Annotated in this window: 20 protein-coding genes; 11 read left to right on the top strand and 9 right to left on the bottom strand. The window is 70.3% G+C overall.

Going from position 1 to position 22,383, the window contains the following annotated elements; genetic code table 11:
- Nucleotides 1–30 precede the first annotated feature (30 nt).
- The 6 genes from ACZ39I_RS21455 (at nt 31) to ACZ39I_RS21430 (ending at nt 6,237) form a co-directional block, all read left to right on the top strand.
- Nucleotides 31–864 carry an intradiol ring-cleavage dioxygenase gene (locus ACZ39I_RS21455; RefSeq protein WP_467245928.1) on the top strand — a complete coding sequence of 278 codons (834 nt, stop codon included), beginning with the start codon at nt 31–33 and terminating at the stop codon, nt 862–864.
- 129 nt (nt 865–993) lie between these two features.
- Entirely contained in the window at nt 994–2,820 is a 1,827-nt protein-coding gene (locus ACZ39I_RS21450) for an acyl-CoA dehydrogenase (protein WP_467245927.1), read from the top strand.
- A gap of 266 nt (nt 2,821–3,086) precedes the next feature.
- Entirely contained in the window at nt 3,087–4,379 is a 1,293-nt protein-coding gene (locus ACZ39I_RS21445) for a M18 family aminopeptidase (protein WP_467245925.1), read from the top strand.
- A 68-nt stretch (nt 4,380–4,447) separates the two neighbouring features.
- Nucleotides 4,448–4,687: a DUF6458 family protein gene (locus tag ACZ39I_RS21440; protein WP_020119420.1), complete on the top strand. Its 240-nt coding sequence runs from the start codon at nt 4,448–4,450 to the stop codon at nt 4,685–4,687.
- A 278-nt stretch (nt 4,688–4,965) separates the two neighbouring features.
- On the top strand, nt 4,966–6,006 hold the full coding sequence (locus ACZ39I_RS21435) for a glycosyltransferase family 2 protein (protein ID WP_467246258.1): 1,041 nt from the start codon (nt 4,966–4,968) through the stop codon (nt 6,004–6,006).
- Nucleotides 6,007–6,066: 60 nt separating this feature from the next.
- Complete coding sequence (locus ACZ39I_RS21430; RefSeq protein WP_352387330.1) at nt 6,067–6,237, top strand: hypothetical protein; 171 nt, start codon at nt 6,067–6,069, stop codon at nt 6,235–6,237.
- Here the strand turns inward: ACZ39I_RS21430 and ACZ39I_RS21425 are convergent.
- Complete coding sequence (locus ACZ39I_RS21425) at nt 6,234–8,063, bottom strand: NHL domain-containing thioredoxin family protein (protein WP_467245923.1); 1,830 nt, start codon at nt 8,061–8,063, stop codon at nt 6,234–6,236. The two genes, ACZ39I_RS21430 and ACZ39I_RS21425, sit on opposite strands and share 4 nt — an antisense overlap.
- Before the next feature lie 29 nt (nt 8,064–8,092).
- Nucleotides 8,093–8,485, bottom strand: a complete 393-nt coding sequence (locus ACZ39I_RS21420; protein WP_467245921.1) for a cupin domain-containing protein — start codon at nt 8,483–8,485, stop codon at nt 8,093–8,095.
- A gap of 52 nt (nt 8,486–8,537) precedes the next feature.
- Between ACZ39I_RS21420 and ACZ39I_RS21415 the strand changes: the two genes are divergently transcribed.
- Both ACZ39I_RS21415 and ACZ39I_RS21410 read left to right on the top strand, forming a co-directional pair.
- Nucleotides 8,538–9,545, top strand: a complete 1,008-nt coding sequence (locus ACZ39I_RS21415; RefSeq protein WP_467245919.1) for a GlxA family transcriptional regulator — start codon at nt 8,538–8,540, stop codon at nt 9,543–9,545.
- Nucleotides 9,542–10,039, top strand: a complete 498-nt coding sequence (locus ACZ39I_RS21410) for an LURP-one-related/scramblase family protein (protein WP_467245917.1) — start codon at nt 9,542–9,544, stop codon at nt 10,037–10,039. The genes ACZ39I_RS21415 and ACZ39I_RS21410 overlap by 4 nt, the downstream gene beginning before the upstream one ends.
- Nucleotides 10,040–10,082: 43 nt before the next feature.
- Here the strand turns inward: ACZ39I_RS21410 and ACZ39I_RS21405 are convergent, their stop codons facing one another.
- The gene (locus tag ACZ39I_RS21405) at nt 10,083–10,856 is read right to left on the bottom strand and encodes a carbon-nitrogen family hydrolase (protein WP_403656438.1); all 774 of its coding nucleotides are present in this window, start codon (nt 10,854–10,856) and stop codon (nt 10,083–10,085) included.
- Nucleotides 10,857–11,038: 182 nt separating this feature from the next.
- On the opposite strand from ACZ39I_RS21405, the gene ACZ39I_RS21400 reads away from it, so the two are divergent.
- Complete coding sequence (locus ACZ39I_RS21400; protein ID WP_467245916.1) at nt 11,039–11,863, top strand: maleylpyruvate isomerase family mycothiol-dependent enzyme; 825 nt, start codon at nt 11,039–11,041, stop codon at nt 11,861–11,863.
- Between the two features lie 54 nt (nt 11,864–11,917).
- On the opposite strand, the gene ACZ39I_RS21395 is transcribed toward ACZ39I_RS21400, so the two are convergent.
- Nucleotides 11,918–13,213 carry an MFS transporter gene (locus tag ACZ39I_RS21395; RefSeq protein WP_467245915.1) on the bottom strand — a complete coding sequence of 432 codons (1,296 nt, stop codon included), beginning with the start codon at nt 13,211–13,213 and terminating at the stop codon, nt 11,918–11,920.
- A complete protein-coding gene (locus ACZ39I_RS21390) occupies nt 13,210–13,860 on the bottom strand; it encodes a GntR family transcriptional regulator (RefSeq protein WP_352387316.1) in 651 nt (216 codons plus the stop codon). The genes ACZ39I_RS21395 and ACZ39I_RS21390 overlap by 4 nt, the downstream gene beginning before the upstream one ends.
- 208 nt (nt 13,861–14,068) lie before the next feature.
- Here ACZ39I_RS21390 and ACZ39I_RS21385 point away from each other — a divergent pair, with 208 nt between their 5' ends.
- Nucleotides 14,069–14,968, top strand: a complete 900-nt coding sequence (locus tag ACZ39I_RS21385) for a D-alanyl-D-alanine carboxypeptidase family protein (RefSeq protein ID WP_467245914.1) — start codon at nt 14,069–14,071, stop codon at nt 14,966–14,968.
- A 73-nt stretch (nt 14,969–15,041) separates the two neighbouring features.
- Here the strand turns inward: ACZ39I_RS21385 and ACZ39I_RS21380 are convergent, their stop codons facing one another.
- The 3 genes from ACZ39I_RS21380 to pdhA are packed head-to-tail and all read right to left on the bottom strand — an operon-like array spanning nt 15,042 to nt 18,704.
- Nucleotides 15,042–16,550, bottom strand: a complete 1,509-nt coding sequence (locus ACZ39I_RS21380; RefSeq protein WP_467245913.1) for a dihydrolipoamide acetyltransferase family protein — start codon at nt 16,548–16,550, stop codon at nt 15,042–15,044.
- 10 nt (nt 16,551–16,560) lie between these two features.
- Nucleotides 16,561–17,553 (bottom strand): alpha-ketoacid dehydrogenase subunit beta, encoded by a 993-nt coding sequence (locus ACZ39I_RS21375; RefSeq protein ID WP_467245912.1) that lies wholly within the window; start codon nt 17,551–17,553, stop codon nt 16,561–16,563.
- Between the two features lie 2 nt (nt 17,554–17,555).
- Nucleotides 17,556–18,704 carry a pyruvate dehydrogenase (acetyl-transferring) E1 component subunit alpha gene (gene pdhA / locus ACZ39I_RS21370; protein ID WP_467245911.1) on the bottom strand — a complete coding sequence of 383 codons (1,149 nt, stop codon included), beginning with the start codon at nt 18,702–18,704 and terminating at the stop codon, nt 17,556–17,558.
- 584 nt (nt 18,705–19,288) lie between these two features.
- Here pdhA and ACZ39I_RS21365 point away from each other — a divergent pair.
- Complete coding sequence (locus ACZ39I_RS21365; protein ID WP_467245910.1) at nt 19,289–20,470, top strand: phosphotransferase; 1,182 nt, start codon at nt 19,289–19,291, stop codon at nt 20,468–20,470.
- A gap of 87 nt (nt 20,471–20,557) precedes the next feature.
- Here the strand turns inward: ACZ39I_RS21365 and ACZ39I_RS21360 are convergent, their stop codons facing one another.
- Entirely contained in the window at nt 20,558–22,132 is a 1,575-nt protein-coding gene (locus tag ACZ39I_RS21360; RefSeq protein WP_467245909.1) for a protein kinase domain-containing protein, read from the bottom strand.
- Nucleotides 22,133–22,383 lie beyond the last annotated feature (251 nt).

The raw sequence follows: 22,383 nt of genomic DNA, 5'->3' as shown, positions 1-22,383 counted from the left end.
GCAGGGGGCCACCGCTCGTAGCGTCGGTTCATGCGCAGACATGACGACGAAGAGGTCCACGAGCACGACCGAGGACTCTCCTACGACCTTCCCGTGCTCGCCCGCCGGCGGATGATCCGGCTGCTGGCGGGAGCAGGCGCGGGGGCCGGGCTGGCGGCTCTGGTGGGCTGCACCGCCGAGGACACCCCGTCCGCCGAGGACGCCTCATCTTCCGCCGAGGGCACCTCCGGGGACTGCGTCACCGTTCCCGAGGAGACCGCGGGCCCCTACCCCGGCGACGGCTCGAACGGTGTGAATGTCCTGAAGGAGAGCGGGGTCGTCCGCAGCGACATCACCGGCAGCTTCGGCGACTCCGCGGGCGGCACCGCCGAGGGCGTACCCCTGACCTTGACGCTCACCGTCGTGGACGCCGACTCGGGCTGCGGGACCCCGAGGAAGGGCGCCGCGGTCTACGTCTGGCACTGCGACCGGGAGGGCGGCTACTCCCTCTACACCGACGGCGTCACCGACGAGAACTATCTGCGCGGCGTCCAGGAGACCGACGAGCAGGGCCGGGTGACGTTCACCAGCGTCTTCCCGGGCTGCTACCCCGGCCGTTGGCCGCACATCCACTTCGAGGTCTACGGCAGTCTCCGGGACGCGACGAGCGCCACCGCGATCACGAGCACCTCGCAGCTCGCGCTCCCGAAGGACGTCTGCGACACCGTGTACGCCACCGAGGGCTACGAGAGCAGCGTGGACAACCTGGGCCGGCTCTCCCTGGAGTCGGACAGCGTCTTCAGGGACGGTCACGACCAGCAGCTCGCGGCGGTGAAGGGGAGCGTGGAGGAGGGGTACACCGCCACGCTGACCATCGCGGTGTGAACCGTCACAGATGGACTGATCGGGGTTGCGACTTATTACCGACGGGTAGCATCATCGGAGCTACTTGTTGGTATGTGTACTAGCGCGAGGAACCAGGTGCCTCGCCGAACTCTTTACGGAGCCGTCGCCATGGGGCACTACAAGTCGAATCTGCGCGACATCGAGTTCAACCTCTTCGAAGTACTCGGGCGCGACAAGCTGTACGGCACCGGGCCCTTCGCCGAGATGGACGTAGAGACCGCGAAGAGCATCCTCGAGGAGCTGACCCGTCTCTCGGAGAACGAGCTGGCGGAGTCCTTCACGGACGCCGACCGCAACCCGCCGGTCTTCGACCCCGAGACGAACACCGCGCCGGTCCCGGCGTCCTTCAAGAAGAGCTACAAGGCCTTCATGGACTCCGAGTACTGGCGCCTCGGCCTGCCCGAGGAGATCGGCGGCACGACGGCTCCGCCGTCCCTGATCTGGTCGTACGCCGAGCTGATCCTCGGCGCGAACCCGGCCGTGTGGATGTACTCCTCCGGCCCGGCGTTCGCCGGGATCCTCTTCGACGAGGGCAACGAGGTCCAGAAGAAGATCGCCCAGATCGCCGTGGAGCGGACCTGGGGCTCGACCATGGTGCTGACCGAGCCCGACGCGGGCTCCGACGTCGGCGCCGGGCGCACCAAGGCGGTCCAGCAGGAGGACGGCTCCTGGCACATCGAGGGCGTCAAGAGGTTCATCACCTCCGGTGAGCACGACATGGAGGAGAACATCCTTCACTACGTGCTCGCGCGGCCGGAAGGTGCCGGGCCGGGCACCAAGGGGCTGTCCCTCTTCCTCGTCCCGAAGTACCTGTTCGACTTCGAGACCGGCGAGCTGGGCGAGCGCAACGGCGTGTACGCGACGAACGTCGAGCACAAGATGGGCCTGAAGGCCTCCAACACCTGCGAGATGACCTTCGGTGACCGGCACCCCGCCAAGGGCTGGCTGATCGGTGACAAGCACGACGGCATCCGTCAGATGTTCCGGATCATCGAGTTCGCGCGGATGATGGTCGGCACGAAGGCGATCTCCACGCTGTCGACGGGCTACCTGAACGCGCTGGAATACGCCAAGGAGCGCGTCCAGGGCCCCGACCTGGCGAACTTCATGGACAAGACCGCGCCCAAGGTCACCATCACCCACCACCCCGACGTGCGCCGTGCGCTGATCACGCAGAAGGCGTACGCCGAGGGCATGCGCGCGCTGGTCCTCTACACCGCCTCGATCCAGGACGCGATCGCCGTCAAGGAGGCCGCGGGCGAGGACACCAAGACCGAGCACGCGCTGAACGACCTGCTCCTGCCGATCGTCAAGGGCTACGGCTCCGAGAAGGGCTACGAGCAGCTCGCCCAGTCGCTGCAGACCTTCGGCGGCTCCGGCTTCCTGCAGGAGTACCCGATCGAGCAGTACATCCGCGACGCCAAGATCGACACCCTGTACGAGGGCACCACCGCGATCCAGGGCCAGGACTTCTTCTTCCGGAAGATCGTCCGCAACCAGGGCGCGGCCCTGAACTCCCTCGCCGAGGACATCAAGAAGTTCCTGGCGCTCGGCACCGGCGGCGAGGAGCTCGCGGGCGCCCGTGAGCACCTGGCCAAGGCGGCCGTCGAGCTGGAGGCGATCGTCGGTCTGATGCTGACCGACCTCGCGGCCACCGAGCAGGACGTCAAGAACATCTACAAGGTGGGCCTCAACACCACCCGCCTGCTGATGGCCTCCGGTGACGTCGTCGTCGGCTACCTGCTCCTCAAGGGCGCGGCGATCGCCGCCGAGAAGCTGGAGACGGCCTCCGCGAAGGACAAGCCCTTCTACACCGGCAAGATCGCGGCGGCGAAGTTCTTCGCGGCCAACGTCCTGCCGGGCGTGACCCTGGCCCGCAAGGTCGCCGAGGGCGTCGAGCTGGACTTGATGGAGCTGGACGAGGCCGCGTTCTGATCCGACTCCGGCCCGCAGTGGCGGCGGCCCGTTCCCCTCGTGGGGAGCGGGCCGCCGCCGTTTTCGTACCCGGAGAAAATCTCCGGGCCGGGTGTGACACAAGCGGCGCCGTGGGCATCGCCGACACGCCCCTGATGGCCGGGCCGCATCACGCGCGGCGTACGCCGCCTGCCCGCCGCCTTCCGATCAAGTCGCGCGCGGCGGCACCGTGTTCCTTCACAGAACCGCGGCTCGACACGGCTGCACGGCACCTTAGGGTGGCTGCCATGAGCGCACCCCACCGCTTCGACCGCGGCCACACCGACGACCTGATGTCCTTCCTGGCGGCGAGCCCCACGCCGTACCACGCGGTGGCGAACGCCGCCGAGCGGCTGGAGAAGGCCGGCTTCCGCCAGGTCTCGGAGACGGACGCCTGGGACGGGTCGAGCGGCGGCAAGTACGTGCTGCGCGGCGGCGCGATCATCGCCTGGTACGTCCCCGAGAACGCGGCGCCCCACACGCCGTACCGCATCGTCGGCGCGCACACCGACTCCCCGAACCTGCGGGTCAAGCCGCTGCCGGACAGCGGGGCGCACGGCTGGCGCCAGGTCGCCGTGGAGATCTACGGCGGTCCCCTGATGAACTCCTGGCTGGACCGTGACCTGGGCCTGGCCGGCCGGCTGACGCTGCGGGACGGTTCGACGCGGCTGGTGAACGTGGACCGGCCGCTGCTGAGAGTGCCGCAGCTCGCCATCCACCTGGACCGCGCGGTGTCGTCGGACGGCCTCAAGCTCGACAAGCAGCGGCACCTGCAGCCCATCTGGGGTCTTGGCGACGACGTGCGCGACGGCGACCTGATCGCCTTCCTGGAAGAGGAACTGGGGCTCGACGCGGGCGAGGTGACCGGCTGGGACCTGATGACGCACTCCGTGGAGGCACCCGCCTACCTGGGCCGGGACAAGGAACTGCTGGCCGGGCCGCGGATGGACAACCTGCTGTCCGTGCACGCGGGAGTGGCCGCCCTGACCGCGGTCTCCTCCGGTGAGCTGCCGTACCTCCCCGTCCTCGCCGCCTTCGACCACGAGGAGAACGGTTCGCAGTCGGACACCGGCGCGGACGGGCCGCTGCTCGGCGGGATCCTGGAGCGCTCGGTGTTCGCGCGCGGCGGGTCCTACGAGGACCGGGCGCGGGCCTTCGCGGCGACGGTCTGTCTGTCCTCCGACACCGGGCACGCCGTGCACCCCAACTACGCGGAGCGGCACGACCCGACGCACCACCCGCGCGTCAACGGCGGCCCGATCCTCAAGGTCAACGTCAACAACCGCTACGCCACGGACGGTTCGGGACGTGCCGTGTGGGCCGCCGCCTGCGAGCGGGCCGACGTGCCCTTCCAGTCCTTCGTCTCCAACAACTCCATGCCCTGCGGCACGACGATCGGCCCGATCACCGCGGCCCGGCACGGCATCAAGACCGTCGACATCGGTGTGGCGATCCTGTCGATGCACAGTGTCCGCGAGTTGTGCGGCGCGGACGACCCGCATCTGCTGGCGAACGCTCTGGTGGCGTTCCTGGAGGGGTAGTTCGAGGGAAGTGGGGGTACCCGCAAGTCCGGACCGGAACGACCGGACCGGACAGGGAGGCGACACTCATGGGCCTCGGCGGGTGCATCATCCTCATCGCCGTGGGAGCAATCCTCACGTTCGCCACCGACTGGCACATGCAGGGGGTCAACCTCGACCTGGTCGGTGTGATCCTGATGATCGTGGGACTGATCGGCGTGACTACATTCAGCAGCATCGCCCGGCGGCGGCGCGTGGTGGTACCACCCACCACGTCGACGGTCGTGGAGGAGCGCCGGGACGGGTACTCCGACGGATACGGCGTGTAACGGACACGGTGGGTAAGTCGGATTCATACGTAACCGTGAGCAATTCGTGATCGGTATCCACTTGTCTACTTGTGTGAAAAGAGTGAAGACTCGGGATCCTTGAGAGCCCGGGGGGTCTGCAGTACCGGGCGTGAACCACCAGCACCCCCGGGGGGCTCCCCGTGCTCCACTCCACGACGACACGCGTGGCGCCCGATCCGGGGCCGTCGCGCCCCCACCGGCACGCCGCCCGCCGCGCCCACGCCGCCCCCGACGAGCTCGAGGGCCCGACGCGCCTGGTGGCGCTGATACCGGCCCACAACGAACAGGACCGCATCGCCGAGGCGATCCAGGGCCTGTGGCGGCAGACCCGGCGCCCCGACCTGATCGTCGTCGTGGCCGACAACTGCACCGACGCCACCGCCGAGATCGCCGTCGCGCACGGCGCCCAGGTGTTCGCCACCCAGGGCAACACGCACAAGAAGGCCGGCGCCCTCAACCAGGCCATCGCCTGGGTGCTGCCCCATCTCGACGAGCGTGACCTCTTGTTGGTGCAGGACGCCGACACCGTGCTCAACCCCTGGTTCAGCGAGACGGCCATCGGCACCTTCAACCGCAAGGTCGGCGCCGTCGGCGGGGTCTTCTACGGCGAGGACGGCGGCGGTCTGCTCGGACTCCTCCAGCGCATGGAGTTCCACCGCTACGCCTGGGAGCTGGAGCGCACCGGCGGCAAGGCCCAGGTGCTCACCGGCACCGGCACCATGTTCCGCGCCCGCGTCCTGCGCGAGGTGCGCGCCGCCCGCCGCGACGGAGTGCTCGGCGGCGGCCACGCCTACTACAGCCTCGCCTCGCTCACCGAGGACGACGAGATGACCAAGGCGGTCAAGACCCTCGGCTACCGGGCCATGTCCCCGGCCGGCTGCGCGGTCACCACCGAGGTCATGCCCACCCTGGGCAAGCTGTGGCACCAACGGCTGCGGTGGCAGCGCGGCGCCCTGGAGAACCTGCGCGACTACGGCTGGACCCGCGTCACCGCCCGCTACTTCATGCAGCAGCTCCTCATGGGCTTCGGCGCGCTGTCCTTCCTGGTCTACCTGACCTACATGGTCACCTACACCACGCTGTACGGCTGGCCCGGCTTCTCGCCCTTCTGGACCGCGATCGGGCTCGTCTTCGTGGTCGAGAAGACGGTCTCCGTGCGCAGGGCGGGCCCGCGTGCCGTGCTGGTGGCGGCGCTGATGGTGCCGGAGATGCTCTACGACCTTTTCCAGCACGCCGTCTACTTCTCCTCGCTGTGGGGCCTGTTGCGCCGCAGCGAGGAGAAGTGGGTCGCGACGTAACTCCCGGATTTCCACCCCTTTGTCTACCCCTTTTGTGTATCCCTCATAGGAGAACAGCGCATGTACGGAAGAGTGATCGGTGCCGGCACGACCGGGGCCGGAGGCGCCACGCTGGCCGCGACCGGCCTGTGGCTGAACAGCATGGCGATGGTGGTGGCCGCGACGACGCTGGTGGCGGCGGGCGTCGCGGTGGTCAAGCTGGTCCCGCGCAGGCGGGGACGGCACACCTAAGGACGTTCGTCCATCCCGGCGAGGATCAGCGCAAGCCGGTCCGTGCCTGTCGGCGTCAGGCGGACCGGGACTCCCCAGTCCTGCTGGTGGACGTGACAGGCCGGGTACGCGTTCGCCGAATCGTCGTCGCAGGACGCGGCCATGGCCGAGATGTGCAGCACGCCCTGCTCGATCGCGGGGTCCAGGTCGAGGGTGCGGGAGAGGTCTGTTCCCGCACCCTCGCCGTCCTTCAGCAGCTCGGGCGGGGTGGCGGAGACCAGGAGGCGGGTCGACGGGCCGTACCTCGTGTCGAGCTTCTGGCCCGCCGGGGCCTGGAAGACCACGTCCAACCGGATCCTGCCCGGAGCCACTTCGGTGGCCGCGCGCCGGGTGCGGTGAGCCACCGGCTCCACTCGCACCGCCACTTCGGGCAGGCGCAGGCGGGTCAGGCGGTGCCGGGCGGACTCCACGACGACGATGTCCCCGCCGACGACGACCGCGTCGCTCGGCTCCCGCAGATCCGTGGCGAGGGTGGTGACCTCGCCGGTGGCGGGGTCGTAGCGGCGCAGGGCGTGGTTGTAGGTGTCGCTGACCGCGACCGAGCCGTCGGGCAGCGCGGTGACACCCAGGGGGTGCTGGAGCAGGGCCTGTCCGGCGGCTCCGTCGCGGTGCCCGAAGTCGAAGAGGCCGGTGCCGACGGCGGTGTGGACGGCTCCGTCGAGGTTGACCCAGCGCAGGGCGGAGGTCTCGGAGTCGGCGAGCCACAGGCGCGCGCCGTCCGGTGACACGGCGAGGCCGGAGGGCTGGGCGAACCAGGCCTCGGCACCCGGCCCGTCGACCAGGCCCTCGTTGGTGGTGCCGGCGACGGCCGCGACGGTGTCGTCCCCCGGGTCGTACGCCCACAGCTGGTGGACGCCGGCCATCGCGATCCACACCAGGCCGTTCCACACGGCCACGTCCCACGGGGAGGACAGGTCGGTCTCGCGCGCGGGGCCGGCGGTGGGGGAGCCCCGCCACCACTGACGGCCGGTGCCGGCCAGGGTGGTGACCTCGCCGGTGCCGAGGTCCAGGCGGCGCAGGGCGTGGTTGACGGTGTCGGCGACGACCACGGAGCCGTCGTCCAGGAGAGCGAGCCCCTGGGGTTCGCTGAACCCGGCCGTCTCCGCCGTACCGTCGGTGAAACCGCGCGCGCCGGATCCGATCCGGCGTACGACGCTCTCGCCGTCCGCGGCGAACTCCACCAGCTGGTGCCGGGTGGTGTCGCTGACCAGGAGGTGCCCGGACGGCAGCAGGAGCGCCTTGCCCGGGAAGCGCAGGGTGGTCGGCCCGGGCTCGGGCGCCACGTACGGCCCCTCGCCGCGCCGCAGTGTGCCCTTCGCGCCGTGCTCGGCCTCCAGCTCCGTCACCAGCCGCTCGATCGCGTGCACATGCCCCTCGCCGGCATGCTGCGCGACCACATACCCTTCCGGGTCGATCACGACGAGCGTCGGCCAGGCCCGGACCGCGTACTGCTTCCAGGTCGCGAGCTCGGGGTCGTCGAGGACGGGATGCCCGACGCCGTACCGCTCGACCGCGTCCGCCACCGCCGCGTGCTCCGCCTCGTGCGCGAACTTCGGCGAGTGCACACCTATCACGACGACGGTCTCGGAGTGCTTCTCCTCCAGTTCACGCAGCTCGTCGAGGACATGCAGGCAGTTGATGCAGCAAAAGGTCCAGAAGTCGAGGATGACGATGCGACCCCGCAGGTCGGCGAGGGTGTACGGCTTCCCGCCCGTGTTCAGCCAGCCGCCCTCGCCGATCAGCGCGGGGGCGCGGACACGGACGCGGCGGGGTGCGGAATCGGTCATGGATCAAGGGTGCCACCCGGCACCGACAGTCAGCCCAGCGCGCGGCCCGTCGTCACGTCCACGTGGGCCGGGACCTCGTCGTGGCGGTCGCCGACCGTGGAGGTGCCGGTCGGTTCGAGCAGCAGGATGTCGGTCGGGACGGGGGCGTACGGCTTGTGCTCGACGCCCCGCGGGACGGTGAAGACGGACAGCCTCGGCAGGACGACCGTGCGCTCTCCGGCCGGCTCGCGCAGGGAGATGTGCAGTTCGCCGTCGAGGACCAGGAAGAACTCGTCGGTGTCGTCGTGCACGTGCCAGAGGTGCTCGCCCTCGACGTGCATGACGCGGACGTCGTAGTCGTTGACGGCGGTGACTATGCGGGGGCTCCACTGCTCGGTGAAGGAGGCCAGGGCGGCGGGCAGGGAGACGGGTTCGGTTGCCATGGCGTCATCGTGCGGGACGGCCGGGACGGCGTACGAGTGCTAGAAATCGCGTATGCCGCAAGGATCCTCTCAGCCTGTCCCTCGTCCGCACCGGGTCGCCGTGATCGTCGACGAGGGCACCAACCCCTTCGAAGTGGGCGTCGCCACCGAGCTGTTCGGGCTGCCGCGGCCCGAACTGGGGCGGCCGGGGCCGCTGTACGAGGTGACCCTGTGCACGCCGGCCCCCGAGGTCCGGATGAATCACGGCTTCTTCACGCTGACCGGGGTGCCCGGGCTGGATGCCGTGGACGACGCCGACACCCTCGTGGTGCCCGGGCGGCCGGACAATGTCGTCCCGCGCGGAGCGGCCGTACGGGAGGCGATCCGCCGCACGCACACGCGTGGCGCCCGGGTGATCAGCCTGTGCACCGGCAGCTTCGCGCTCGCCGAGGCCGGGCTGCTGGACGGGCGGCGGGCCACCACGCACTGGATGTGGGCCGACGCCTTCCGCGAGCTGCATCCCCGGGTGCGGCTGGAGCCGGACGTGCTGTTCGTGGACGAGGGCGACGTGCTGACGGCGGCGGGCAGCGCGGCCGCGCTGGATCTCGGGCTGTACGTCGTGCGGCGCGACCATGGCGCCGAGGTCGCGAACGCGGTGTCCCGCAGGCTCGTCTTCGCCGCCCACCGCGACGGCGGGCAGCGGCAGTTCGTGGAGCGGCCCGTGCCCGACGTACGGGACGAGTCGCTGGGCCCGCTGCTCGCGTGGGCGCAGGAACGGCTGGGGGAGCCGCTGACCGTCGCCGACCTGGCGGCCCGCGCGGCCGTCTCCCCCGCCACCCTGCACCGCCGCTTCCAGGCCCAGCTCGGCACGACTCCGCTGGCCTGGCTGACGGGGGAACGTGTGGCGCTGGCGTGCCGGCTCATCGAGCTCGGGGAGGAGCGACTGGACATGGTGGCCGCGCGGAGCGGTCTGGGGACGGCCGCGAACCTCCGCGCGCGCGTGCGCCGCGAGACGGGACTCAGTCCGTCGGCCTATCGGCGGCGTTTCGGAGCGGGCGCCGGGGAAGCGATGACGGCATGAGATTCCTCGTACGCGACCGGCTCCTCGGCTTCGGTGACGACTACTGGATCGAGGACGACCAGGGCAACAAGGTGTTCCTCGTCGACGGCAAGGCCATGCGGGTCCGGGACGCCTTCGAGTTGAAGGACACCCAGGGGCGGGTCCTGATCGACATCCACCAGAAGATGTTCGCCCTGCGCGACACGATGGTGATCGAGCGGGACGGCGAGCCGCTGGCGACGATCAGGCGGAAACGCCTGTCGCTGCTGCGCAACCACTACCGGGTGGCGCTCGCCGACGGCCGTACCGAACTCGACGTCAGCGGCAAGATCCTCGACCGGGAGTTCGCCGTCGAGTACGACGGTGAGCTGCTCGCGGTGGTCTCGCGCCGGTGGTTGCACGTCCGCGAGACCTACGGCGTCGACATCGTCCGGGACGACGCGGATCCGGCGCTGCTCATCGCGGTGGCGGTGTGCGTGATCCACCTCGCCGAGAAGAACCGGGAGGACGACTGAGACAGGACGGCTGGGGGAGAACGGCTGGCGCGGCGACCCGGGGTCAGAGCACCCGGTCCTTCAGGGCCGGGAACTGCTCCCTGGTCACGGCCACCTTGCCGGGGTCGAACTCCACCGTGAGGACCTCCTCGCCGGCGCCCGCCTCCGCGAGGACCTCGCCCCAGGGATCCACCACGATCGAGTGACCGGCCTGCGGAACTCGCGCGTGCGTCCCGGCCGTTCCACAAGCGAGCACGAACGCCTGGTTCTCGACCGCCCGTGCCCGGGCCAGCAGCGTCCAGTGCCCCCGGCGGCGCTCCGGCCAGCCCGCCGGGATCACCAGGGTCTCGGCGCCCGCGTCGACGAGACCGCGGAAGAGTTCGGGGAAACGGAGGTCGTAACAGGTGGCCACGCCCAGGGTCGTCTGCGGCAGACGGACCGTCACCAGGTCCTCGCCCCGGCCCATCAGCACGGCCTCGCCCTTGTCGAAGCCGAATCGGTGGATCTTGCGGTAGGAGGCGGCCAGGTCACCGGAGGGGGAGAAGAGGAGGGAGGTGTTGTAGAGGGTGCCGTCCGGGGTCCGCTCGGGGATCGAGCCCGCGTGCAGCCACACGCCCGTCTCGCTCGCCGCCTTCGCCATGACTTCGTGGGTGGGCCCTTCCAGGGGCTCGGCCTCGCTCTCGAACTCCTCGAAGGCGAACGCCCCGGTGGTCCACAGCTCCGGCAGTACGACGAGGTCGGCTCCGGCCTGATCCCGTACCAGTGCCGCCACGCGACGCCGACGCGATTCGACCGATTCGCCCTCATCCACGGCGATCTGGATCAAAGAGGCGCGCACACTACCACCGTCCTGGCATTCGAGCCGTCCCTTACGGGCCTACGATCGTCACACGAAAGCACTGCCGGGGTGCCTCACAGCAGCGTAACTTAGCGTCTCAAGACACCCGCCGACAGCCACCACCTCCACTGGCAACGACGCCATCACCAGCCCGTGCTCCGACCGCCGAGGGGTCCCGTTCCGTGAGTCTGCATCCCACCCTCCAGCCCTACGCCGACGCCTGGACCGACTCCATCGACGCGATATCCGAGCTGGTGAACCCCCTCGTGGAGGGAGAGTGGAACCGCCGCACCCCCTGCCCCGGCTGGTCGGTGAGGGATGTGGTGTCTCATGTCATCGGCCTGGACTGCGAGATGCTGGGCGACCCGCGCCCCATCCACTCCCTCCCCCGCGACCTCTTCCACGTCACCAACGAACACCAGCGGTACATGGAGATGCAGGTCGACGTCCGCCGTCACCACACGGCACCGGAGATGACCTCCGAGCTGGAGTACGTCATCATCCGCCGCAACCGCCAGCTGCGGAACGAGTCCCGCGACCCCGGCACGAAGGTGCGCGGCCCGCTCGGAACCGAACTGACCCTCGCGGACTCCATGCGCCAGCACGCCTTCGACGTCTGGGTGCACGAGCAGGACCTGCGCACCGCCCTGGGCCGGCCCGGCAACCTGGACTCCCCCGGCGCGCACATCGCCCGTGACGTCCTGCTCGCCGCGCTCCCCGACGTCGTGGCCGTCAAGGCCGAGGCGCCCCGCAGTTCGGCGGTCGTGTTCGACGTCCACGGTCCGATCGAGTTCCTGCGCACCATCCGCGTCGACATCCAGGGCCGCGGCACCCTGGAGACCGTCCCCGCTCTCGGGCCGGCCGCTGCCCTCAGCCTCGACTGGGAGACGTACTTCCGCCTGGCCTGCGGCCGCGTGAGCGCGGACGCGGTGGCGGACCGGGTGAAGGCGGAGGGCGACCCGGAGCTGACGTCGGCGATCCTGCGGAACTTCACGGTGACGCGGTAGCGGGCGACGGGGCCCGACCCGGAAGGGGTGCCCCGGCCGCGTGCCGACGTCCGTTCAGGCGGGCACGTGGACCGTCTCCACGCGGCTGGCCACCAGCCGCTCCCGCTCCCGCCGGGCCGCCCGTCCGCGCAGCCGCAGGATCTGGCTGACGCCGAGCGCCTGGAGCACGAAGACGGAGGAGAAGGCCACGGTGTAGTTGTCGCCGGTCGCGTCCAGGAGCACACCGACGGCGAACAGGGTGGTCATCGAGGCGACGAACCCGCCCATGTTCGTGATGCCGGACGCGGTGCCCTGCCGCTCCGGCGGGTTCGCTGGCCGCGCGAAGTCGAAGCCGAGCATCGACGCCGGTCCGCACGAGCCGAGCACCACACACAGCACGATCAGCAGCCACATCGGCGCCCGCTCGCCCGGGTAGGCCAGCGTGGCCGCCCACAGCAGCGCCGTCGCCCCCACGGTCCCGAGCGCGAGCGGCAGCCGCGCCCCATGGTGCCGGGCGACGACCTGGCCGTAGACCAGACCGACGACCATGTTGGACAGCACGACCAGGGTGAGCAGTTCGCCCGCCACCGCCCGGGACAGGCCCTGCGCCTCGACGAGGAACGGCAGGCCCCACAGCAGCAGGAACACCATCGCCGGGAACTGCGTCGTGAAGTGCACCCACAGGCCGAGCCGGGTGCCGGGTTCCCGCCAGGAGGCGGCGATCTGGCGTCGTACGTAGGCCGCTCCCTGGTGCGGGAAGGGCTCGGGCTCCTGTCCCTCGGGGTGGTCCTTGAGGAAGAGCAGCAGCAGGACCAGCACCACCACACCGGCCAGCGAGCTGCCCGCGAAGGCGGCCGTCCAGCCGACGCCGTGCAGCAGCCGGGCCAGGACCAGGGTGGAGACCAGGTTGCCCGCCATGCCGGCGAGTCCGGCAAGTTGCGCGACCAGCGGTCCGCGCCGGGCCGGGAACCAGCGGGTGCCCAGCCGCAGCACGCTGATGAAGGTCATCGCGTCGCCGCAGCCGAGCAGGGCGCGCGAGGCGAGGGCGGTGCCGTACGACGGTGAGAACGCGAAGCCGAGCTGCCCGGCCGTGAAGAGCACCACGCCGAGCGTCAGCACCTTCTTGGTGCCGAGCCGGTCCACGAGCAGACCGACCGGTATCTGCATCCCGGCGTAGACCAGCAGCTGGAGGATCGAGAAGGTCGACAGGGCCGAGGCGTTGACATGGAAGCGCTCGGCCGCGTCAAGGCCGGCGACCCCGAGGGACGTACGGAAGATGACCGCGACGAAGTAGACGGAGACGCCGATGCCCCACACGGCCATCGCGCGCCGGCCGCCCGGAGGGTCACCCGGAAGAGTGGACCTGCTCATCGCACCTCACCCCGGGCGAGGTGGGAGAACCACTCGACGTGCCCGTGAATCAGGCCCACGACCGCCTCCGCGTCGCCGGAGCGCAGTGCCTGGAGGATCTGCTCGTGCTCGCTGAGGGTCTTGGTGATGCGGTCCGGGTGGGCGTGCATGACGGCGACGCCCATCCTGAGCTGGCGATCGCGGAGTTGGTCGTAGAGCCGGCTGAGGATCTCGTTGCCGCCGCTGCGGACGATCTCGGCGTGGAAACAGCGGTCGGTGACGGCGGCGCCGGCCAGATCCCCGGCGGCGGCCTGCTCCTTCTGCCGCGCCAGCAGTTCCTCCAGGCGGGCGATGAGCTGCGGGGAGGCGGGGACGGCCTTGCGGGCGGCGTGCCCCTCGACGAGCTGCCGGGTCTCGACGACGTCGGCGATCTCCTGCGCGGAGACGGGCAGGACGAGCGCCCCCTTTTTCGGGTAAAGCTTGATCAGCCCCTCGACCTCGAGGCGCAGCAGTGCCTCCCGCACCGGAGTGCGCGACACTCCGGTGGCCTCGGCGAGCTCACCCTCGGTCAGCAGGCTCCCGCCCTCGTAACGGCGGTCCAGTACACCCTGCTTGACGTGGGTGTAGACGCGGTCGGCGGCGGGGGGCTGCTTCACGGCCAGAGTCATGCCCACAGCTTAGATACAACACGTACGCATGATGAATCCCGTCCCAGCATGCGGACCCAGGAGGAACTCTTACCGACGAAAGTCACACCCGCCCCAGCCGGGGCACAACCTTGTGTGCTACTTACGTGTCACACATGTGCGGCCCCACTTTCTTCCCCTTTCAACTCGGCCGCACTCAGGGGCATTCGACGTATTCGGGGTATTTCAGTTGATTACCGCCACCAAGGGCCTCCGCGTCCGCAGAGCCGCAGCCGTCGCGATCACGACCGGCGCAGTGCTCGCCACCGGAGCTCTCACCGCGGCACCCGCGCAGGCGCTCACCGCGCCGACCATCACCGCCAAGGGCGGATTCCTGATGAACAGCGCGACCGGCTCGACCCTCTACAGCAAGGCGCCGAACACGAAGCGGCTCACCGCTTCCACCACGAAGATCATGACCGCGAAGGTCGTGCTGTCGCAGTCGAACCTGAACCTGGACGCCAAGGTCACGATCAAGAAGGCGTACAGCGACTACATCGTCTCCAAGGGCGCCTCGTCCGCCCACCTGATCGTCGGCGACAAGGTGACCGTCCGTCAGCTGCTCTACGGGATGATGCTGCCGTCCGGCTGTGACGCCGCGATGGCCCTGGCCGACAAGTTCGGTTCGGGCTCGACGGTCTCCGCGCGCACCAAGTCGTTCATCGCCAAGATGAACACCACGGCCAAGAACCTCGGCATGACGAACACGAAGTTCGACTCGTTCGACGGCATAAGCAATGGTGCGAACGCCTCGACGCCGAAGGACCTCACGCTGCTCGCCCGCAACGTGATGAAGAGCTCGACCTTCAAGTCCGTCGTGAAGACCAAGTCGTACACGGCCAAGACGATCACGAAGACCGGCAGCACCCGCACCATGGCTGCCTGGACGAACACCAACACCCTGCTCGGCTGGAACGGCACGCTCGGCATCAAGACCGGCTCGGGCACCGACTCCAAGTACTGCCTCGTCTTCGCCGCCACGAAGAACGGCGAGTCCGTCATGGGCGCCGTCCTGACGGCCCCGTCGGCGGCCAGCCGCACGGACGACGTGAAGAAGCTCATCAACTACGGCTACGCGAAGATCAGCTGACGTCCTCGGACATCGCGAAGGGGCCTGCCGCTGAACCAGCGGCAGGCCCCTTCGCGTGCGGTGTGTCGGCTCCTCAGGCCCAGGTGATGAGTTTCCTGGGCTGTTCGAGGACGGCGGCCACGTCGGCGAGGACCTTGGAACCCAGCTCCCCGTCGATCAGACGGTGGTCGAAGCTGAGGGCCAGGGTGGTGACCCGGCGGGGCTTGACCTTGCCCTTGTGGACCCAGGGCTGGAGCTTGATCGCACCGACGGCGAGGATCGCGGACTCGCCGGGCGGCAGGATCGGGGTGCCGGTGTCGACGCCGAAGACGCCGACGTTGGTGATGGTCACCGTGCCGCCCTGCATGGCGGTGGGGCTGGTGCGGCCCTCCTTGGCGGTGGCCACCAGTTCGCCGAGTTCCCGGGCGAGTTGGGGCAGTGCCTTGGTGTGGGCGTCCTTGATGTTCGGGACGATCAGGCCACGGGGGGTGGCCGCGGCGATACCCAGGTTGACGTAGTGCTTGAGAACGATCTCCTGGTTCGCCTCGTCCCAGGACGCGTTGACGTCCGGGTTCCGCTTGATCGCCACCAGGAGGGCCTTGGCGATCAGCAGGAGCGGGTTCACGCGCAGGCCCGCGAAGTCCTTGTCCTGCTTGAGCTCCTCGACCAGCTTCAGGGTGCGGGTGACGTCCACCGTCACGAACTCCGTGACATGCGGGGCGGTGAACGCGGAGCCGACCATCGCCTGGGCGGTGGCCTTGCGGACGCCCTTGACGGGGATACGGGTCTCGCGGGCCGCGTCGTACGAGGCGGCGGGCGCCGCCGGGACCGCCGGGACCTGAGTCGCCGGAGTCTGCGTGACCGGGGCCTGCGTGACCGGCGCGGGCGCCTCGGCCGGAGCGACGGCCGCGTGGACGTCCTCGCGGGTGATGATCCCGTCCGGGCCGGACGGAACCACCGTGTTGAGGTCGACGCCCAGGTCCTTGGCCAGCTTGCGCACCGGCGGCTTGGCCAGCGGACGCGACTGCACGGCTGCGGCCGAGGCGGTGACGGCCGACGCGGTGGGCGCCGGGGCTGCCGGGGCCGGGGCCGGGTCCACGAGGGCCGGGCCATGGCCGTTCAGCTCGGTCTGGATCGCCACCGAGGCCTGCTGGACAGGCAGTTCGGGGCCCTTGCGGGGGCGGCGCTTGGTCGAGGAGACGGCCACGCCGTAACCGACCAGGACCGGCTGACGGCCCGTGCCCTCCGGCTTCTTCTCGGGGGCGGGGGCGGGGGCGGGAGCCGCGGCGGCCTCAGGAGCCTCGGCCGGCGTCTCCGGCGTCTCCGGGACCGCGGGGGCCCCGCCGCTCACGTCGATGGCGATGATCGCGGTGCCCACGTCGACCGTGGTGCCCTCGGGGAAGCGCAGGTCGCGCACCACCCCGTCGTAGGGGATGGGCAGTTCGACGGCCGCCTTGGCCGTCTCCACCTCACACACCACCTGCCCGTCGGTGACCGTGTCGCCCACCTGGACGTACCACTTGAGGATCTCCGCCTCGGTCAGGCCCTCGCCCACGTCGGGCATCTTGAACTCACGTACGGACGCATCCGTCATCGTCGTCACGGCCCTCTCCTCAGTACGCCAGCGAGCGGTCGACGGCATCCAGCACCCGGTCCAGGCCCGGCAGGTACTCGTCCTCCAGACGCGCCGGCGGATAGGGGGCGTGGTAGCCGCCCACCCGCAGCACCGGCGCCTCCAGGTGGTAGAAGCACCGCTCGGTGATCCGGGCCGCGATCTCCGCGCCGGAACCGAAGAACACCGGCGCCTCGTGCACCACCACCAGCCGCCGCGTCTTCTCCACCGATGCCTCAATCGTGTCGAAGTCCAGGGGCGAGACGGAGCGCAGGTCCAGCACCTCCAGCGACTTGCCCTCCTCGGCGGCCGCGTCCGCGACCTCCTGGCAGAGCTTCACCATCGGGCCGTAGGCGACCAGGGTGACATCGGTGCCCTCACGGACCACCTGCGCCTTGTGCAGCGGTCCCGGGATGGCCTCGGTGTTGACCTCGCCCTTGTCCCAGTAGCGCCGCTTGGGCTCGAAGAAGATCACCGGGTCGTCGCTCTGGATGGCCTGCTGCATCATCCAGTACGCGTCCGACGCGTTCGACGGCGAGACCACCTTCAGCCCCGCCACGTGCGCGAACAGCGCCTCCGGGGACTCCGAGTGGTGTTCCACCGCGCCGATGCCGCCGCCGTAGGGGATACGGACGACGACCGGCATCTTGACTTTGCCGAGCGACCGGGCGTGCATCTTCGCCAGCTGGGTGACGATCTGGTCGTAGGCCGGGAAGACGAACCCGTCGAACTGGATCTCCACCACCGGCCGGTAGCCGCGCAGGGCCAGGCCGATCGCGGTGCCGACGATGCCGGACTCCGCCAGCGGGGTGTCGACGACCCGGTCCTCGCCGAAGTCCTTCTGCAGGCCGTCGGTGACCCGGAAGACACCGCCGAGCTTGCCGACGTCCTCGCCCATCACCAGGACCTTGGGGTCGGTCTCCAGGGCCCGCCGCAGCGACTCGTTGATCGCCTTGGCCAGAGCCATGTTCTTGAATGTCACCGTCTCCGCCATGATCAGGCCCCTTCCCCATCCGCGAACGACGCCTGGTAGGCGGCGAAACCGGCCCGCTCCTCATCGACCAGCGCATGCCCGTCCGCGTACGCGTGGTCGAAGATGGCGAAACGGTCCGGGTCCGGCATGGCACGGACCGCCTCACGCACTCGCCTGCCCAACGCCTCGGACTCGGTCTCCAGTTCCGCGAAGAATCCCTCGTCCGCGTGGTTTGCGGCCTCCAGGTACCGGCGAAGGCGCAGGATCGGGTCCTTGGCCTCCCACGCCTCGCGCTCCTCGTCGGCCCGGTACTTGCTCGGGTCGTCGGAGGTGGTGTGGGCGCCCATCCGGTAGGTGTACGCCTCGACGAGCGTCGGCCCCTCACCCGCGCGGGCCCGCTCCAGCGCCCACTTGGTGACGGCCAGCGACGCGAGCACGTCGTTGCCGTCGACCCGCACTCCCGGGAAGCCGAAGCCCTGCGCGCGCTGGTAGAGCGGGACGCGGGTCTGCTTCTCGGTCGGCTCGGAGATGGCCCACTGGTTGTTCTGGCAGAAGAACACGACCGGGGCGTTGTAGACCGCGGAGAAGGTGAACGATTCGGCCACGTCGCCCTGGCTGGAGGCACCGTCGCCGAAGTACGCGATGACCGCGGAGTCGGCGCCGTCCTTGGCTACGCCCATCGCGTAGCCCGTGGCGTGCAGCGTCTGGGAGCCGATGACGATCGTGTAGAGGTGGAAGTTGTTGCTGTTCGGGTCCCAGCCGCCGTTGTTCACCCCGCGGAACATGCCGAGCAGGTTGGTGGGGTCGACCCCACGGCACCAGGCCACGCCGTGCTCGCGGTAGGTCGGGAAGACGTAGTCGTCGTCGCGCAGCGCCCGTCCCGATCCGATCTGGGCGGCCTCCTGGCCGAGCAGCGAGGCCCACAGGCCCAGCTCGCCCTGACGCTGCAGGGAGGTGGCCTCGGCGTCGAAGCGACGGGTGAGCACCATGTCGCGGTACAGGCCGCGGAGCTCTTCGGGGGTGATGTCGGCGACGTACTTGTCGTAGTCGGCGTTCTTGACGCGCTTGCCCTCGGGCGTCAACAGCTGAACCAGTTCGGGCTTGGTGCTCGGGGACTTCCTCGTCCCGGCGCTGCGTCGCGGCTTGCGCGCGGCAGTGCTCTCCACGGTCACGTGTGCTCCTCCGTCGGTCCGGCCCCCGGGGTTGCCGGGTGTACCAGTGCGGCTCACCTGTTCCGCCCCCGTGCACGGGGTGGGTGTCACTCGGCCGGAACAGGCGTGACAGGTGCCCCGGCGAGCGCCCTGCAAGAATCACGTTACCCAGTGCTCCACATTTCTGTGAAACCCCCTTTGACCTGGGATTTTGCTTGGATTTCCAAGTAAATCGGAAAAGGGTCGAAGGGGCGCTGGTCACAGCCTTGCAGGAGGCCGGAGCAACGGCACGTTATCCCGTCGACCCAGGTCACCGGAAGGGTTTCCGTGGCCGACTTGCCGAGAGCCCGAGAAGGAGAAAGCAGGGTATTTCTCCTCGGCGTTCTCTTCGGCGTTCTCCTCGGCGGACTTGAGATCGCATTCCGGGCGGCGGCCTTCGGGCGTTCGGGTCCCGCGTACGCGACGGACAGGACGTCCCGTTGACCGAAGGAGACCGAGCGCGACTTACTGTGGCAGTCTGTGACTGCCTGTGACAACGCCCAGCTCACAGCGTCGGCTTCTGCCCTAGCATCTGGCGCGTGCCGCGCTCTCCTGTACCACCCCTCATGCCTCACGCGCCCCCGCTGGGCGCCCTTCTCCGCCAGTACGCCGCCGGATCCGCCCTCGCCTGCGATCCCGTCGACCAGGGCCTGCTCAACCGCGGCTACCGACTCCGCACGACCCGCGGCCGCTACTTCCTCAAGCACCACTTCGATCCCGAGACGGCCGCCCCCGAGGCGATCGCCCGCCAGCACCGCGCCACCGAGCGCCTGGCCGCCCTGGGCGTCCCGGTCGCCCCGCCCTTCCCCGCGCACGACGGCCGCACGGTCGCGGTCGTCGGCGGCCACGCCTACGCCCTCCACCCTTGGATCGAAGGCCGCCACCGGCACGGCGCCCAGCTCACCGCCGCGCAGTGCGGCCGGCTCGGGGCACTGCTGGGTGTGGTGCACGCGAGTCTGGAGCGGGTCATGCCGCTGCAGGGTCGCGAGCGGGCGGAAAAGGGTGCGCGGGCAGACGGGGGCGCACGAACCGACGTAAGCGCCTCGCCCACCGCGCAGCCGCACCTGCCGCCGCCCGGCCAGGACGCCGAGACCGCAGAGGCCGCAGGGGACGCCGAGACCCGGGAGGCCTCGGGGACCGCGCCCCGCGAGGCGAACCCCGTCGATGCGAACCCCGTCGACACCGGTGCCGACCCCGCCGCCACGTTCGCCCTCATCGACGACCTCCTCGCGCGCGTGCGCCGGCACCGGCCCGCCGACTCCTTCGACGAGCTGGCCCGGCACCGGCTCCTGGAGCGGCGGGCGCTGCTCGAACAGCACGTGGGACGGCGGCCTCCGCACAGCGGACCGGTGGGGTGGGTGCACGGGGACTTCCACCCCTTCAACCTGCTCTACCGGGGCGACGCCCCCGCCGCGATCGTCGACTGGGACCGGCTCGGCGTGAAGCCCCGCGCCGAGGAGGCCGTACGCGCCGCCGCGATCTTCTTCGTACGGCCCGCGGGGACGCTCGACCTGCCGAAGACGCGGGCCTACGCGCGCGCGTACCGGCGTACGGCGGGAGCCACGCCCTCGGAACTCGCGGCGGCCGTGCACCGCGTGTGGTGGGAGCGTCTCAACGACTTCTGGATGCTGCGCTGGCACTACGAACGCGGCGACACCCGCGCGGACCCCCAGTTCCCGGCGGCTTCCGCGTTGGTGGTGTGGTGGACGCGGGAGTACGACGCGGTGTGCGACGCGTTCGCGAGCTGACACGGGCCCGGAAACAGCACGCGCGCGTGGCGCCCGTTTCCGGGGGCCACGCGCGCGTGAGGCGTCGCGGTCGGTCTGGCGGTCGGCCTAGGAGTCGCCTCCGTCGCCACCGCCACCGCCCGCGCCCTCGACGAGACCGCCGCCGGTCGGCTCCCCCGTGTCCGTGGGCTCCGGCGTGTCGGTGGGCTCCGGGGTGTCGGACGGCTCCGTCGCCGTCTCGGACGGCTGCGTCGCCGAGGGCGACGGCGTATAGGACGGCGTGTACGACGGCGTATAGGACGGCGTGTAGCCGGAGTCGCCCGAGGTGCCGCTGTTGTCCGTGGACGTGTCGGTCTCCTCGCTCGTCGCCTCGTCGCTCGGCGTCTCGCTGGCCGTCTTGTCGTCGGTGGACTGCGAGGTGGTCGGCGAGACGGAGTCGCCGGTGCCGCCACCGCCCCCGCCGCCGCCACCGTTGTTGAGCGCGAGGGCGACGCCCGCCGCGACGGCGATCACCGCGAGGACGGCGAGGATCCACAGCTTGCCGCGGCCGCTGCCCCGGTTGCCGTGTCCCTCGAAGCCGCCCTCGTCCCCGCCGCCGTAACCGGTGGGCAGGATCTGCTGCGGGATCTGGGTGGTGCCGGAGGCGGCGCCGGGGTGCGGCAGCACGCTGGTGCTCGCGAAGCCCGCGGCGGGCGTGCCGCGGCCGTCGTGCGCCGTCACCGGGCCGGTGTTCCAGGTGCCGGTGTGGCCGCCCTGATCGTACAGCATCTGCAGCCCGTACTGGACGAGCCCACGCATCTCCTCGGCGGTCTGGAAGCGGTCGTCCGGCTCCTTGGCGAGCGAGCGCATGACCAGGCCGTCCAGCTCCGGCGGGACGGCCTCGGAGACCTGCGAGGGGGGCGTCGGGATGTCCTGGACGTGCTGGTAGACGACGGACAGCGGGGTCTCGCCGGTGAACGGCGGCCGCAGCGCGAGGAGTTCGTACAGCAGACAGCCCGTCGCGTACAGGTCGGAGCGGTGGTCGACGGCCTTGCCGAGGGCCTGCTCCGGGGAGAGGTACTGCGGGGTGCCCATGACCATGCCGGTCTGCGTCATCGTCGTGGACGCGCCGTGCAGGGCGCGGGCGATGCCGAAGTCCATCACCTTGACCGCGCCGTTGTGCGTGATGATCACGTTGGCGGGCTTGATGTCGCGGTGCACGATGCCGTGCTGGTGCGAGTAGGCGAGCGCCTCCAGGACCCCGGAGACGATGATCAGGGCCTGCTCGGGGCCCGGCGCCTCGGCGTTGAGCAGCAGATCCCGGATCGTCCGCCCCTCGACGATCTCCATGACGATGTACGGCACCGACTGGCCGCCCACGAAGTCCTCGCCGGAGTCGTACACGGCGACGATCGCGTGGTGGTTGAGGCCGGCCACGGACTGGGCCTCACGCGTGAAGCGGGCCTTGGAGATCGGGTCCTCGGCGAGGTCGGCGCGCAGCAGTTTGACCGCCACGGTGCGGCCGAGCCGTACGTCCTCGGCCGCGAACACCTCGGCCATACCGCCCCGGCCGAGTCTGCGGGTCAGCCGGTACCGGCCGTCCCCCACCAGTCCGCCGTTACCCCACAGCTCCGGCGCATCTGACATTCCGCCGCCAGTCGCCTCGGGGTCGGACGGGCCCTGAGCGCGCTGCTGCTGTGCCATCGGTCCTCGCCGTCGTTTCTGCCCGCGGTGCGCGCGGTGTTGTTACGGTCTCCGTCGGCCACGCTACAGCCTTCACGCAAGCCGCCGGTCCGGGATGAGCCCGGGGACCGGCCCGAGACGGACCGGCCGTCCAACCTGTACTACGTCTCGGCGTGCACTTTCTGTGTACCGGCGGTAGGGCAGCTGTAACGCCCGCACGACCTTTCTTTCGCGTACGGTCACGGAACGGGCACCGCGTCCGCCGGGACGGC

The sequence above is a fragment of the Streptomyces sp. NPDC024687 genome, assembly GCF_055559055.1.
This window is presented reverse-complemented; position numbering and strand designations above follow the sequence as displayed.

Excerpts from the sequence above, each read along its gene's own strand:
- ACZ39I_RS21455 (WP_467245928.1), top strand. The coding sequence starts at position 31 with ATGCGCAGACATGACGACGAAGAGGTCCACGAGCACGACCGAGGACTC.
- ACZ39I_RS21450 (WP_467245927.1), top strand. The coding sequence starts at position 994 with ATGGGGCACTACAAGTCGAATCTGCGCGACATCGAGTTCAACCTCTTC.
- ACZ39I_RS21445 (WP_467245925.1), top strand. The coding sequence starts at position 3,087 with ATGAGCGCACCCCACCGCTTCGACCGCGGCCACACCGACGACCTGATG.
- ACZ39I_RS21440 (WP_020119420.1), top strand. The coding sequence starts at position 4,448 with ATGGGCCTCGGCGGGTGCATCATCCTCATCGCCGTGGGAGCAATCCTC.
- ACZ39I_RS21430 (WP_352387330.1), top strand. The coding sequence starts at position 6,067 with ATGTACGGAAGAGTGATCGGTGCCGGCACGACCGGGGCCGGAGGCGCC.
- ACZ39I_RS21425 (WP_467245923.1), bottom strand. The coding sequence starts at position 8,063 with ATGACCGATTCCGCACCCCGCCGCGTCCGTGTCCGCGCCCCCGCGCTG.
- ACZ39I_RS21420 (WP_467245921.1), bottom strand. The coding sequence starts at position 8,485 with ATGGCAACCGAACCCGTCTCCCTGCCCGCCGCCCTGGCCTCCTTCACC.
- ACZ39I_RS21415 (WP_467245919.1), top strand. The coding sequence starts at position 8,538 with ATGCCGCAAGGATCCTCTCAGCCTGTCCCTCGTCCGCACCGGGTCGCC.
- ACZ39I_RS21410 (WP_467245917.1), top strand. The coding sequence starts at position 9,542 with ATGAGATTCCTCGTACGCGACCGGCTCCTCGGCTTCGGTGACGACTAC.
- ACZ39I_RS21395 (WP_467245915.1), bottom strand. The coding sequence starts at position 13,213 with ATGAGCAGGTCCACTCTTCCGGGTGACCCTCCGGGCGGCCGGCGCGCG.
- ACZ39I_RS21390 (WP_352387316.1), bottom strand. The coding sequence starts at position 13,860 with ATGACTCTGGCCGTGAAGCAGCCCCCCGCCGCCGACCGCGTCTACACC.
- ACZ39I_RS21375 (WP_467245912.1), bottom strand. The coding sequence starts at position 17,553 with ATGGCGGAGACGGTGACATTCAAGAACATGGCTCTGGCCAAGGCGATC.
- ACZ39I_RS21365 (WP_467245910.1), top strand. The coding sequence starts at position 19,289 with ATGCCTCACGCGCCCCCGCTGGGCGCCCTTCTCCGCCAGTACGCCGCC.
- ACZ39I_RS21360 (WP_467245909.1), bottom strand. The coding sequence starts at position 22,132 with ATGGCACAGCAGCAGCGCGCTCAGGGCCCGTCCGACCCCGAGGCGACT.